The following is a 13,304-nucleotide window of genomic DNA, read 5'->3' on the forward strand; positions in this document are numbered from 1 at the left end:
TGTCGCCTTCGGCTGCGCGAGGAATCACGGCGGCGAGCCGCCGGAAAGCGCGGCCCACCGCGACGGTCAGCGTCGGATGGCCTGCCAGGTCTGGTTGTCCTGCCCGGGATTGCACTCCCAGATCTGCAACGGGGCACCGTCGCCGGCATTCCAGTCACGAACGTCGAGGCACTTACCGGAATGCGGATTGCGTACCATGCCCCGCTCGGTGACCCAGACCTGGGCGGGCCCACCGTTGCAGTGCGCGAGCTGCACCTTGGTCCCGTTGTCCCGCGCCGCCCAGGCGACATCCATGCACTTGTCGAGCGCCACCAGGGAGCCGTTGGGTCCACGGGCGAACCGCTGCGCGGCGGTGCCGTTGCACCTCCAGAGCTGCAACTGCGCGCCGTCGGCGGAGATGCCGCCCGGCACATCGACGCACTTGCCCGCGAAGCCGCGCAGGGCGAAGGCGGACGAGTCCGGGGTGTCGGGCCTCGGGACGGGCGGGGCCGCCGAGGCACCCCCGTTGCGGAAGGTGACCGTGAAGTCCGCGCACCCGGGGCAGTTGAAGACGGTCTCGTTGCCCGGCACCCTGTCGTGGGTCGACCACAGGTACGCCCGGGGGCCGAAGGGACGCAGTGCGATGGTGTAGGCGCTTTCCGCGTCCCGGTTGGGGTTGACGCAGTTGATCCGGTCGCCCCGACGCGGGTCACGTACGGCGTGCGCCTCAGGGCAGGCGGCGAGCATCTGGCCACCGCCGCAGGCCGACCTGACGCAACTTCCGGCAACGGCCGGATTCGGCGCGCCGGGCGCTTCGATCGTGATCACCACCGACAGCGCGTCGACGTAGCTGACGTTGTACCAGGGCGCTGCGGGATTGTTCTGGTCGAAGTTGAACTCGGCCAGGCTCACCGGCTCCGCGCCCCGCTCGCAGTGGCCCACGTGCGGGCCGCAGTCGCCGACGAGGCACTTGAAGGTGCTGCCGGAGTCTCCACTGCACCGTTGCCGGGCGAAGAACCTGCCCCGCCAGTGACCCGGCTGCCCGCCGTCCGGGATGACGACGGTCTTCGACTCCCCCGGGCGCAGCACCGGTAGCCCGGTGATCCGACGCGAGCCGTCGGCGCTCTCGCCCGCACCGACCCACAACGTCTCACCGGTTCGGTTGACGAACCTGACCCGCTCGCCCGCGACGGCATCGGAACTGCTGGACATCACCACGATCAGACCTGCGGCGAGCACCATCACGACGACCAACGCGGCTCGGGTACTCGTCCACAATCGGCGGAACGAGATTGAGCCAGTTCCCACAGTCATACAGCCCTCCAATGGCGTGCCCTGCCGGCGCACCCGCCCGGGCACGGGTGCGGCACGCGCATGACGGTGCGGAGGCACCGCCGGTTCACCCACCATCCGCTCCGATCGAAAACCGGCTGTCCGGGACCACCGCGCGGTCCGCCTCCCCTCGCGGTCGGCCCTAGGGCGTGAAAGGCTGCCCCGTCCCACGACGCTGCCGCGAAGCGCGACGTTCAGCCGGCCTGCCGACAGCGCGGCAGGAGTATCGGCGCTCGGGCGAAAGTCGAGGCGGTACGAGAGTCCTACCGACTAACCTGCCGCGCATGCCGAACTCCAGAAGACGGTCGTCCGCGCTGATCCGTTCTGCCCACCCCGACGACGCACCGGCCGTGGTGGCGCTGCGTACGCTCGTGTTTCCCTCTCTGATCCGTGGGGTCGCGTCCACCCGGCAACTGATCTCGACGCCACCGGCGGAGCAGCGCTGGGGCGGTTTCGTCGCCGAGGTCGACGGGCAGGTCGTTGGTTGGGTGTCGGCATCCCGCAACACCAACACGAGCGCTGCGGTCGGCGAGTTGTCCCTGCTGCACGTACACCCCGACCAACGGCGACGCGGAATCGGCGGGGCGCTGCTGGGCCGGGCACTGGAGCATCTCGCGCCGCTCGGCCTGGACCGGCTACGTGGGCGGACGCTGCCGGAGGCGCTGCCGTTCGCCCGCCGTCACGGCTTCACCCCAAGTCGCGAGGAGCACTTCTCGGCCCTGGAACTGCACACGCTGCCACCGTTGGCGGGATCCCCCGATGACGTCCGGCTGGTGACGCTGGCCGAGGTCGACCCCCGCCGGGTGCACCGAGTGGAAGTCCTCGCCAGCGCCGACGAGCCGGGTGATGTGGCCCTCGGTGCCATCGACTACGCCACCTGGTGCGCCGACACGTGGGACAACGTCGGGCTGGACCGGGAGGCCAGCATGGGTGCCGAGGTCGACGGCGAGTTGGTGGCGATCAGCCTGGTGAAGCGCGACGGCGCGCGGATGTGGTCGGACTACACCGGTACCGTGCCGGACTTCCGCGGCCGGGGACTGGGCCGGTCGGTGAAGCTGGCCGCGCTGCACCGGGCCGCGGCGCGCGGCGTCACCGTCGCGTACACCGGGAACGACGCGGCGAACGCACCGATGCTGGCAATCAACGACCGGCTCGGCTACCGACGGGTGGCCAGCCAGTGGTCCTGCGTACGCGAGATGCACTAAAGCTCGGCGTACACCCGCTCGGCGATCGCCTGGGTGTCGGCGCCGAAGAGCACCAGCCGGGCCTCGGCGATGTTCGTCGGTGTCGCCGTGCGCAGCACCGACAGGGCCTGACGGACGGCGTCCTCGACCGGCCAGCCGTAGACCCCGGCGGAGATCAGCGGGAAGGCGATGCTTGCCGCGCCCAACTCATCGGCGACCGACAGGCTGTTGGTGTAGCAGGAGCGCAGCAGCGTGGTGCGGTCCTCGGTGGCCGAGAAGACCGGGCGTCCACCTGTTCGGTGGTGATGTCTCCCTCGACCAGGGTGAGATCCATGTCAGCCCTCCGTGATGGGTTGGCCGAGCGAACGGCGGGCCAGCAGGGTGGCACCGGCCACCGCGGCCGGCATCAGCAGTACGGCGCCGAGCGGGATCAGGAAGCAGACGAACACCGCGACTCCGAAGCCGAGTGCGGTGGGGCGGTCCGCCTTCAGCGCGGCGCGCCGGTGCGGCAGTCGCTTGCCGCGCCGGGAGAAGGGCGCGCCGGTCAGTTCCACGGCGAGCAGCCAGCCGCCCACCGCCGCGCCGATGACCGGGACCACGGTCTGGCCAACAAGCGGGATGAAGCCGGCGGCGAACAACGGCACACCGAACAGCGCGGCCAGGGCGACCAGGCGGAGCGAGTCGGCGGCGCTGCGGCGCAGCGACGGCCAGAACGGGACCTCGACCGCGTCCGGCGTACCGCCGTAGCGTCGCTCCACCCGCTCGGAGATCTTCTCGTAGAAGGGATCACCGATGACCAGGGTGACCGCCGTGAAGGTGAGGACGGTGAGCAGGCCGCCGAGACCGAGAAAGGCCAGGCCGGCGATCACCCGAACCACGCTCCGCGGCGTCGTCGCCCAGTCGTCGGCGAACGGGGTGGCCGCGGCGGCCAGGTCGTCGACGAAGAAGACCAGGAGAGCGTACGCGGTCGCGAAGATCGCCCCGGAGATCAGCGCCGGGACGATGCCGAGCAGCATCAGACCTGGGCTGCGTACGTACAGGCGGACGCCCCGCAGCAGCAGCGTGGCCCCGCCGAGAAAGCGGCGACCGGCGCCCACGGCGGTGGCGGGAAGCTCGGATGCGTGCACGTCCAGGAGCGTAGTCACTCGTCGGCGCATCCACCGGTTGACGGATCGCCGGAATCAACCGGAGCTGACCAAGGTCACCTACGGCCGGTCGATTCGTCGCCGGCCGCCTTCCGCGACGCTTGAGCGGTACCCGGAACCGACGGCGAGAGGCGGCTGCCATGCCGGTCATCGAGGTGACCAGCCTGCACAAGCGGTACGGCGAGACGGTGGCGGTGGCGGACGTGTCCTTCGACGTCGAGGCCGGTGAGATCTTCGGCGTACTCGGCCCGAACGGTGCCGGCAAGACCACCACTGTGGAGTGTGTCGCCGGGCTGCGCGTCCCGGACGGGGGCGGGGTGTCGGTCCTCGGGCTCGACCCTCGCCGAGACGCCACCCGGCTGCGCCAACTGGTGGGGGTGCAACTTCAGGAGAGCCAGTTGCCCGACCGCCTCCGGGTGGCCGAGGCGCTGGAGCTGTACGCGTCGTTCTACCGCGAGCCGGCCGACCCGGCACAGCTGATCGACGAGTTGGGACTCGACGGGAAGCGGAACACCCCGTACGAGAAGCTCTCCGGTGGTCAGAAGCAGCGGCTCTCCATCGCGTTGGCGCTTGTCGGCAACCCGCGGATCGCCATCCTGGACGAGCTGACCACCGGGTTGGACCCGCAGGCCCGCCGGGACACCTGGGATCTGATCGAGCGGGTGCGGGACCGTGGCGTGACCATCCTGCTGGTCACCCACTTCATGGCGGAGGCCGAGCGGCTCTGCGACCGCCTCGCAGTGATCGACAAGGGGCGGGTGGTGGCCCTGGACAGCCCGGCCGGGCTGGTTTCCGCCGTGGTGCCCGAGCAGCGCATCCGGTTCCGCCCGTCCGCACCGTTCGACGACCGGCTGCTGACCGAACTGCCGCAGGTCACGGCCGTGACAGGCAGCGGCAGCCAGATCGTGGTGACCGGCACCGGCGACGTGCTGCACGCGGTCACCTCGGTGCTCGCCCGCCACCAGATCATCGCCGCCGACCTGCGGCTGGAGCAGGCCACGCTCGACGACGCATTCGTAGAGCTGACCGGGCACCGGTTCGTCGACTGAAGGGGACACGATGCACGCCTTCGGCCAGATCCTCAGAACTGAGGCAAAGCTCTACCTACGGGATATCCCGACGCTGATGCTCACCGTCGCTCTGCCCACCCTGATCCTGGTGGTACTCGGGCTGATTCCGTCGCTTCGGGAACCCAGCCCGGAATTCGGCAACCAGTCCTTCGTCACGTACTTCACCCCCTCACTGCTGGTCGTCACGCTGGCCATGGTCGGCATCAACGCCCTGCCCACCGTGTTGGCCACCTACCGGGAGCGCGGCATCCTGCGCCGGCTGGCCACCACCCCGGCGAGTCCGCTGGCGCTGTTGACCGCCCAACTCGTGCTGGCCCTGGTGGGCATCCTGGCCAGCGCGGTGCTCCTCGCGGTCATCGCCCGGCTGGCGTTCGGCACCCCGTTGCCACAGCATCCGCTCGGATTCGCGGTGGCGCTCGTCCTGGGTACGGCCGCGCTGCTCGCGGTGGGGTTGCTGGTGGCGGCGGTCGCACCCACCGCCAAGGCGGCCCAGGCGCTGGCCGTACCACTGTTCATGGTGATCATGTTCTTCGGCGGGGTGTACCTGCCCCGGTTCCTGCTGCCCGATTTTCTCGCGGACGTCGGCGCCTACACGCCGCCCGGGATCCAGGCGCTGCTCGACGCCTGGACCGGCACCGCACCGCACCCACTGCACCTGGGGATAATGGCCGTGATCGCCGTGGCGGCCGGTGCCGCAGCGGCGAGGCTGTTCCGCTGGGAGTGAGCGCATGGTGAGCAGGGACGGGACGAGCTGCGGCGGGCACCCGACGGCCAGCCGCGACGACGCCGTACCCGCCCACGACGACCGACTGGCCAACTGGCGGGCGCGGGAGGCGCGGCTGCACCGCCTCCTGCCCTACGGCGGACTGCTCGTAGGCTCGCTGCTGGCCGCCTTCGCACCGGCACCGCGCGGGCTGCCGATGCCGCCCACCCTGGTCGTCGCCGGGTTGACCGCCTGCTGGGTCACCTGGTTCGTCATCCTGTCTCCGCAGTGGCCGGGACGGCACGTGTCGATGGCTGTCTACTACGTCGGGCTGCTCGCCTTCGCCGCCGTCCTGGTGACTGCGAGCCCGTGGTACGGCTTCTTCGCCTGGGTCGGCTTCCTGCACGCCTTCCTCGTGCTCAACGGACGATGGCGTTTCGTAGGGATGGCCGCGACCGCCGTACTGGTCGCCACCGCACAGGGCGGTGGCCTGGCGTCCTCGTGGTCGAACTGGCCGCTGTGGCTGGTGTTGGTGCTGGTGAACCTGGTGCTGGCCGGTGCGGTGAGCTGGTTCAACCTCCTCGGTGAACGGGAGGACGCCAGGCGCAAGCGGCTGGTGGCGGAACTCGCCGCCACCAACCGCCAACTCGCCGAGACGGTACGGGAGAACGAGGGGCTGCACGCGCAGCTCATCACCCAGGCCCGCGAGGCTGGCGCACTGGACGAGCGGCAGCGGATGGCCCAGGAGATCCACGACACCCTGGCCCAGGGGCTGACCGGCATCATCACCCAACTGGAGGCGGCCGAGCAGACCCGCGACCGCTCCGCCGACTGGCGACGGCACGTGGACAACGCCCTGGCGCTGGCCCGGGAGAGCCTCACCGAAGCCCGCCGGTCGGTCCGGGCGTTGCGCCCCGAGCCGCTGGAGACGGCCCGCCTGCCCGACGCGCTCGCCGAGCTTGGCGAACGCTGGTCGGCCGTGCACGGGGTGACGGCCAGCGTCAGCACCACCGGAACGCCCCGCCCGCTGCACCCGGAGATCGAGGTGACGTTGCTGCGGGCGGCGCAGGAGGCACTGAGCAACGTGGCCCGACACGCCGCCGCGTCCCGGGTCGGGCTCACCCTGTCGTACATGTCGGACGTGGTCACCCTGGATGTCCGCGACGACGGATCGGGATTCGACCTGACCAGCCGGTCGACAGTCCCGGACGAGAACGGCAGCTACGGCCTGACCGCGATGCGGCAGCGGGTCAACCGGGTCGGTGGCCAGCTCGCCGTCGAGTCCGAACCGGGTGCCGGCACCGCCGTCTCGGCCTCCGTACCGGCCCTGCCGGGAGTCGCCGCATGACCGATCCGGTACGCCTGCTCATCGTCGACGATCACCCGGTGGTGCGCGACGGGCTGCGCGGCATGTTCGCCGGTGACCCCGGGTTCGAGGTGGTCGGCGAGGCGGCCGACGGTGCCGAGGCGCTGACGATGGCCGCCCGCAGCCGCCCCGACGTGGTGCTGATGGACCTGCGGATGCCGGGGATGGACGGGGTGACCGCGATCGGTCGGCTCGTCGAGACGGACAGCCCGGCGAAGGTGCTGGTACTCACCACCTACGACACCGACGCGGACGTGCTCCCGGCGATCGAGGCCGGTGCCACCGGCTACCTGCTCAAGGACGCACCCCGCGACGAACTGGTCCGGGCGGTACGCGCCGCCGCCCGAGGCGAGTCGGTGCTCTCGCCAAGCGTGGCGGGCCGGCTGATGGGTCGGCTGCGGACCCCACGTCAGCCGGCCGAGGAACCGCTGAGCCAGCGCGAGTTGGAGGTGCTCACCCTGGTGGCCCGGGGCTCGTCCAACCGCGAGGCCGCCGCGCTCCTGTTCATCAGCGAGGCCACGGTGAAGACCCACCTGCTGCACGTCTACGCCAAGCTCGGGGTCAACGACCGGGCCGCCGCGGTCGCGGTCGCGTACGACCGGGGGTTGTTGACTCCCGGTGGACGGTGACCGTCGGTGCGGGCGTCCCGGTTGCTCTCCCTGCTGTTGCTGTTGCAGGCTCGCGAGGTGCTGACGGCGGCGGAACTGGCTCGCGAGCTGGAGGTTTCCGAGCGGACGGTGTACCGGGACGTGCTGGCGCTCTCCGCCGCCGGGGTGCCGATCTACGCCGACCGGGGGCGGGCCGGCGGTTACCGGCTGCTCGGCGGCTTCCGGACCCGGCTGACCGGGATGACCCGGGACGAGGCGGAGGCGCTGTTCCTGGCCGGGCTGCCCGGCCCGGCCGGTGACATGGGGTTGGCCGACGCGGTCGCGGCGGCGGAACTGAAGCTCCTCGCGGCACTGCCGCCGACCCTGCGCGACGCCCCCGCCCGCACCGGCCAGCGGTTCCACCTGGACGTGCCGGGCTGGTACCGCGAGAGCACACCGCCGCAGTGGTTGGCCGAGCTGGCCGGCGCGGTCTGGCAGGACCGGGTGGTGACGCTGCGCTACCGGCGTGGGGAGCGCGAGGTCACCCGCCGGGTCTGCCCGTACGGGCTGGTGCTCAAGAGCGGTACCTGGTATCTGGTCGGTCGGGTCGGTGAGGACGTGCGTACCTACCGGGTGGACCGGGTGATCGCGGTCGAGCCGCACGAGGAGGGCTTCGACCGTGATCCGGGATTCGACCTGGCCGGCCACTGGCGGGCGCAGGCCGAGGCGTTCCTGCGCGGCATGCTGCGGGCCGAGGTGACGATCCGGCTGAGCCCTGCCGGCCTGCGCCGGCTCCGTCACCTCGCCGAGATCCCGTTCGGGTACGAGGCGGCGGTCGCCACCGCGGACGAACCCGACGAGCAGGGCTGGGTGCGGACCCGCCTGCCCGTCGAGTCCGTCGACGTGGCCTACACCCAGCTGCTGGCGCTGGGGCCGGAGGTGGAGGTGATCGAGCCGCCGGAGCTACGGTCGCGGCTGGCCGAGGCGACGACCCGGGCCGCCGCGCTGTACTCCACCGCCGACGACCGGTCGCCCGACCGGCCGGCGTAGTGCGGCCGGTCGGGTGGGCCGGTCGGTCGGACGGACGCCGGGGGCGGGAGGATCAGCGATAACCCGTGACGTCGGCGGGTCTGCCGGCGTCGACCACCTCGCTGATGTAGCGGAAGGCGTCCGGTTGGGAGCCGTCGACGTCGGTGAAGCCGTAAACCTTGGCCAGTTCTCCGGCGGAGACGGACCGACCGCTCCAGCGTGCCCGGTCCGGGTCGGCGGCAAGCGCGGCGACGGCCCGGCCCACGAACGCCGGAGTCTCCGAGATGAGGAAGTGCGGGTCCTTGGCCGCACCATCGCGCCAGTTGTCCTCGGTCACGCCGAAGTGCTCAAGCATCGCCTCGGAGCGTATCCAGCCCGGGGTGAGCGCGACCGCCGTACCGCCGTGCGGCCTGACTTCGTGGGCCCAGCTGAAGGCGAGCCGGTTGACCGAGGTCTTGGCCAGGTCGTAGAAGACCGACAGCCGGTAGTTCTCGTCGTTGTACGCCTTCGTACCGTCACCGACCTCCACCACCAGTCCGCCGGGCCGGCGGATCAGCAGGGGCAACGCGAAGTGGCTGGTGATCACGTGGGTGTGCACCGCCAGCCGCAGCATCCGGAAGCCGTCGTCGAGCGACTGCTCCCACACCGGCTTCTCCCAGGTGATCAAGGGATCGGCACCCCACACGTCGTTCACCAGCACGTCGAGCTGGCCCTGCTCGGCGTCGATCCGCGCAACCAGGGCCTGCACCTCGTCGGGCACCAGGTGGTCGACCCGGACCGGGATGCCGGTACCGCCGGCCGCGGTGACCAGTTCGGCGGTCTCCTCGATGGTTTCCGGGCGGTCCAGTTCGGAGCGGCCGGCGCGGCTGCTGCGGCCGGTCGCGTAAACGGTGGCACCTGCGGCACCGAGTTGCACGGCGATCTGCCGGCCGGCGCCCCGGGTGGCCCCGGCGACAAGCGCCACCGTTTCGATGAGCGGTTTCGTCATGTGTTCCACGCTGCCAGCAATACCTGCCACCTCGTGGCAGGTATTGCTGACTTGGGTTGCCGCTTTGACGCCACGACATGCGGCATCTCGGGCCCTCCCGCCCGCCGGATGCCGCGACATGCGGCATCTCGCGCAAGGCGGGCGGTGGGGCTACTCGTTGAGGAAGTCGGAGATGCGGCGGCGCAGGTCGGCGCGTTCCGTCCAGAGGACACCGGGCCGGTCGTAGCGGTGCAGGGTGGCCCGGGGCAGCACGGCGGCGAGCTGTTCGGCCACCTCCATCGGGTGCTGCTCGTCGCCCTCGGTGGCGATGACAAGTGCCGGCGCGGTCACCCGGGCGAGCACTCCGGCGTCGGGCAGCGGAGCCTGCTCCGGCAGCTCGACAAGCCCGGCGGCGAGGCCGTCGCGCAGCAGATGGTCCAGCCGCTGCCGCAGGTAGGCCCAGCCGGCCGGAGTGTTGCGTACGGCCGGTGGCAGCTCGGTGGAGACGACCTCCGCCACCGCCGAGGCGTCCCCGCTCTCCACCGCCGACAGCAGATCGGTCAGCCGCGCTCGGGCGACCGGTCCGCGTGGCCGGTCCAGCGCGGCGGGAAGGAAGAAGACCAGCCGCTCGAACCGTTCCGGGCTCTCGGCGAGCAGCCGGCACAGCGCGCCGGCGCCCAGGCTCGCCCCGAAGGCGCGGGTGGCGCCGCTGAGGTCCGCGATCGCCCGCAGGTCTCGGGCCAGGTCCAGATAGCTCCACGGCCCGTCGGGCGCGTCGGAGCGGCCGTGGCCACGGAACTGGAAGAAGACCCGGCGACCGGTGACGCCACTGCCGAAGGGTCGGGTGGTGGCGATGCCGTTGGCCAGCCCGTGCGCGAAGACGGTGACCGGGTCACCGACGCCGGTGACCAGCCGCTCCAGTCGTACGCCGTGCGGGGTGGCGACCAGTTCGGTCTCCGGATCGGGCAACGGCGGCCGGCCGCTGCGCGGGGCACCCGGGCCGGGCCCCCAGGTGCGCGGTCCACCGTCCGGTGGTGGTGGCCAGCGGAACGATCTCACCAAGACCCTCTGTTGTCGCCCAGGTCACGTAGCCCGACCCGGACGTCGAGCAGGTAGATCAGCGCCGCCGCCACCCCGATCAGCCCGAAGATGCTGAGGGTGGAGCGGGTGAGCAGGGTGAGCAGGAGAGTGACCGCCAGGATCGCGATCCAGCCGCCCTTCGGCAGGGTTCCGATGGCCGGGAACGCATCGGAACGTTGCGTCACGGCGTGCACGAGAGCCACCCCCTGCACGACAAGCGCGAAGACGAACAGGATCAGCTCGATCACGTAGCGGACGTCGAAGACGAAGATCGGCGCGGCGTTGGCCATGACGGCAAGCTTATGCCGGCGACCCCGGATCCGTGGCGACAGGACGGTCCCGGGATCGCCGGCTGCTGACTCACTGGCTCCGCTTGGTGCCCCGGGGAAGCTTCGCCGACGGGCTGTCGGTCCGCTTGGTGGCGGTCTGTCGGGTGGTGGACTTCGCCCGGGTGGTCTTCTTCGCGGCAGCCGGCTTGGCAGCCACGATCTCGGCCACCTCGACCGGGCTCGGCGCCTCGGCCGGCGCGGCGTTGCTCGGCGCGGCCTTGTCGGCGGTCGCGGTCTCCTCAGCGGTCTCCGTGGCGGTGGCGCTCGCGGCCGGCGTGGTCGCCTCGGTCGCCTCGATGTCGGTGTTCACCGTGTCGGCGACCTCCAGCACACCGGTGCCGACGACCCGCTCACCCCGCGCCACCAACGCCCCGTACGCGGCCAGCGCCCGCTCCTGAGCGGCCTGGGCGCCGGCGACGACGACGGCCGCGTTGCGGGTGGCCAGCTCGCGCAGACGATCCAGATCGGCCGCCTCACGCAGCTTGTTCAGGTCGGCCGTCTCGCGCAGCTTGTTCAGATCCGCCGCCTCGCGGAGCTTGGCCAGGTCGGCGTGCTCGCGCAGCCGGTTGAGGTCGGCCGCCGGAGCGGCCTTGTGCCGCAGCGACTCGGCCGTCCGGTTGGCGTTGCGCAGCGTGTCGTTGGCCTTCTGGCGCAGCTCGAAGCCGGTGACGACGGCCTTGCCGCCGAGTTCGTTGACGACCCGGCCACCGTCGGCGACCACACGGTCACGCAGCTCGCCGACCACGGTGGGCAGTTTGCGCAGCTGCTGCAGGGCCAGTTCACCGGCGCCGGCCGCGGCGTAGATCGGGGCAGGGATGCGGTTGGTCTTCGGCTGGGTCATGACTACTTCTCCTCCTGGACCGCGGTAGCGGTCTTGCGGACCACCTTGCGGGCGGCCTTCCTGGCTGGGGTGCTGTTCGGGGCGGGAGCGGAACCCGCTTCGGTCACCGCGACCGACTCGAGCACCGCCTCGGTCGGGGTGCCCGCCGCGGTGGTGGGCCCGGTCGCGGCCAGATTGGCCACGTCCGGGGCGGTGAGGTCATTCGCGTCGGCGGTGCCGGCCGCGCCGCTCGCGGCGGATCCGCCGGTCTCGTCGCTCGTGTCCGAGGTGCCGGTCCCGCCGCTCGCGCCGGTCGTCGTCGCGGTCGCTTCGGCCAGTCGGGCGTTCTCCCGGCGGAATGTCTCGTAAATCTGGGTAAGGGACTGTTTCTGGGCCATCGTCAGGTCCGGGTCGACGGCGATGGCGGCCAGCACACCCTGGCCCTCCTTGTCGTCGAGCAGACCGGCCCGCAGGTACATCGCCGGAGTGGAGACCCGTAGCGCGCTGGCGAGCTGCTGGAGCACCTCGGCGCTGGGCCGGCGCAGGCCGCGTTCGATCTGACTGAGGTAGGGGTTGCTGACCCCGGCCTGCTCGGCCAGTTGCCGAAGCGAAATCTTCGCGTTCCGCCGCAGGTCACGAATGAACCCGCCGACGTCGGGAAGGTCCTTGGGAGTGGCCATGACTCAACGCTAGCCCGCCCCCGCTAGCAGCTGCAAGCAAAACGCTAGCCGGAGTTAGCGATGTCTCACCGGCCAGTTGCGCCCAACTCGCGCCCGGTCGTACCGTCCTGGCGTGACCAAGATCGAAGTAAACGGGGCTCTGCTGGCGTACGACGAGGCCGGCAGCGGATCACCGGTGGTCCTGCTGCACGCCGGTATCGCCGACCGCCGGATGTGGCGGAACCAGATCGGCCCGCTCGCCACCCGACACCGGGTGATCAACCTCGACCTGCGTGGCTACGGGGACTCCGAGCTGCCGCCGAGCGCCTTCGCCCACCACGACGATGTGGCCGGCCTGCTGGACGTCCTCGGGTTGGACCGCGCCGCCCTGGTCGGCTGCTCCTTCGGCGGGGCGGTGGCGATCGACACCGCGCTGGCCCACCCCCACCGGGTCAGTGCCCTCGCCCTGCTCGGTACCGCCGTGTCCGGCCATGAGTGGTCGGAGCAGACGAACGACCTGTGGGAAAACCTGGTCGGCGACATCGACCCCGAGGACTTCGCCGCGACAGCCGCCGGCGAGGTGCGCTTCTGGGTGGTCGGTCCGGACCGCGAACCCGCGGACGTCGACCCTGAACTGGTCGCCTTCGCCACCGCGATGGACGAACGCGCGCTCGCCGCCGAACTGGCACTCAGCGCCGTGGACGTGGCCGAACTCGACCCACCGGCCATCGGGCGACTCGCCGAGCTGACCATGCCCGTGCTGGTCGCGGCCGGCGCGGCGGACGTACCCGACATCCGCCACCTGGCCGATCGCATCGCCGCCGAGGCACCACAAGCGGTACGCCTACCCGACATACCCCACGCCGCCCACCTACTCCCCCTGGAACACCCCACCCAAATCAACACCCCCCTCCTAACCTTCCTCCCCTAACCACCCCCACCACCCCACCACCCCCACCACCCCGTCGATCTTGCACTTCCGGTCGCCGATACGGCCCTTTCGCGTGCTTTGCGGGGACGAGAAGTGCAAGATCCACGAGGTCGGTGGGTGGGG

The 13,304-nt window shown here is 71.3% G+C and carries 14 protein-coding genes and 1 pseudogene; 7 read left to right on the forward strand and 8 right to left on the reverse strand.

What is annotated here, in order from left to right:
* Positions 1-66: 66 nt before the first annotated feature.
* Positions 67-1,293, reverse strand: a complete 1,227-nt coding sequence (locus tag KBX00_RS26335; RefSeq protein ID WP_210830756.1) for a ricin-type beta-trefoil lectin domain protein — start codon at positions 1,291-1,293, stop codon at positions 67-69.
* A 302-nt stretch (positions 1,294-1,595) separates the two neighbouring features.
* Between KBX00_RS26335 and KBX00_RS26340 the strand changes: the two genes are divergently transcribed.
* Positions 1,596-2,516 (forward strand): GNAT family N-acetyltransferase, encoded by a 921-nt coding sequence (locus tag KBX00_RS26340; protein WP_210830757.1) that lies wholly within the window; start codon positions 1,596-1,598, stop codon positions 2,514-2,516.
* Here KBX00_RS26340 and KBX00_RS26345 read toward each other — a convergent pair.
* Positions 2,513-2,767, reverse strand: a pseudogene (locus KBX00_RS26345) (macro domain-containing protein); the annotation flags it as partial. The gene KBX00_RS26340 and the pseudogene KBX00_RS26345 sit on opposite strands and share 4 nt — an antisense overlap.
* Before the next feature lie 63 nt (positions 2,768-2,830).
* Entirely contained in the window at positions 2,831-3,622 is a 792-nt protein-coding gene (locus tag KBX00_RS26350) for an EI24 domain-containing protein (RefSeq protein WP_210830758.1), read from the reverse strand.
* Between the two features lie 158 nt (positions 3,623-3,780).
* On the opposite strand from KBX00_RS26350, the gene KBX00_RS26355 reads away from it, so the two are divergent.
* Genes KBX00_RS26355 through KBX00_RS26375 form a run of 5 tightly spaced genes read left to right on the forward strand, consistent with a single transcriptional unit; the run spans position 3,781 to position 8,416 of the window.
* The gene (locus tag KBX00_RS26355) at positions 3,781-4,689 is read left to right on the forward strand and encodes an ABC transporter ATP-binding protein (protein WP_210830759.1); all 909 of its coding nucleotides are present in this window, start codon (positions 3,781-3,783) and stop codon (positions 4,687-4,689) included.
* Between the two features lie 10 nt (positions 4,690-4,699).
* Positions 4,700-5,434 (forward strand): ABC transporter permease, encoded by a 735-nt coding sequence (locus KBX00_RS26360; RefSeq protein ID WP_210830760.1) that lies wholly within the window; start codon positions 4,700-4,702, stop codon positions 5,432-5,434.
* 4 nt (positions 5,435-5,438) lie between these two features.
* Positions 5,439-6,761, forward strand: a complete 1,323-nt coding sequence (locus KBX00_RS26365) for a sensor histidine kinase (protein ID WP_210830761.1) — start codon at positions 5,439-5,441, stop codon at positions 6,759-6,761.
* Complete coding sequence (locus KBX00_RS26370) at positions 6,758-7,408, forward strand: response regulator transcription factor (protein ID WP_210830762.1); 651 nt, start codon at positions 6,758-6,760, stop codon at positions 7,406-7,408. Before KBX00_RS26365 ends, KBX00_RS26370 begins: the two co-directional genes overlap by 4 nt.
* 6 nt (positions 7,409-7,414) lie before the next feature.
* Complete coding sequence (locus KBX00_RS26375) at positions 7,415-8,416, forward strand: YafY family protein (protein ID WP_210830763.1); 1,002 nt, start codon at positions 7,415-7,417, stop codon at positions 8,414-8,416.
* A 52-nt stretch (positions 8,417-8,468) separates the two neighbouring features.
* On the opposite strand, the gene KBX00_RS26380 is transcribed toward KBX00_RS26375, so the two are convergent.
* The 5 genes from KBX00_RS26380 to KBX00_RS26400 form a co-directional block, all read right to left on the reverse strand.
* Complete coding sequence (locus KBX00_RS26380; RefSeq protein ID WP_210830764.1) at positions 8,469-9,383, reverse strand: SDR family oxidoreductase; 915 nt, start codon at positions 9,381-9,383, stop codon at positions 8,469-8,471.
* Positions 9,384-9,533: 150 nt separating this feature from the next.
* Complete coding sequence (locus KBX00_RS26385) at positions 9,534-10,421, reverse strand: alpha/beta fold hydrolase (RefSeq protein WP_210830765.1); 888 nt, start codon at positions 10,419-10,421, stop codon at positions 9,534-9,536.
* Positions 10,418-10,732 carry a DUF2516 family protein gene (locus KBX00_RS26390; RefSeq protein ID WP_164448510.1) on the reverse strand — a complete coding sequence of 105 codons (315 nt, stop codon included), beginning with the start codon at positions 10,730-10,732 and terminating at the stop codon, positions 10,418-10,420. The genes KBX00_RS26385 and KBX00_RS26390 overlap by 4 nt, the downstream gene beginning before the upstream one ends.
* Before the next feature lie 70 nt (positions 10,733-10,802).
* Positions 10,803-11,612, reverse strand: a complete 810-nt coding sequence (locus KBX00_RS26395) for a hypothetical protein (protein ID WP_210830766.1) — start codon at positions 11,610-11,612, stop codon at positions 10,803-10,805.
* Positions 11,613-11,614: 2 nt separating this feature from the next.
* Positions 11,615-12,271 (reverse strand): helix-turn-helix transcriptional regulator, encoded by a 657-nt coding sequence (locus KBX00_RS26400; protein ID WP_210830767.1) that lies wholly within the window; start codon positions 12,269-12,271, stop codon positions 11,615-11,617.
* 112 nt (positions 12,272-12,383) lie between these two features.
* Between KBX00_RS26400 and KBX00_RS26405 the strand changes: the two genes are divergently transcribed.
* Positions 12,384-13,181 (forward strand): alpha/beta fold hydrolase, encoded by a 798-nt coding sequence (locus tag KBX00_RS26405; protein WP_210830768.1) that lies wholly within the window; start codon positions 12,384-12,386, stop codon positions 13,179-13,181.
* Positions 13,182-13,304: the final 123 nt, after the last annotated feature.

This window comes from Micromonospora sp. C95 (assembly GCF_018070465.1).
GTDB lineage: Bacteria > Actinomycetota > Actinomycetes > Mycobacteriales > Micromonosporaceae > Micromonospora.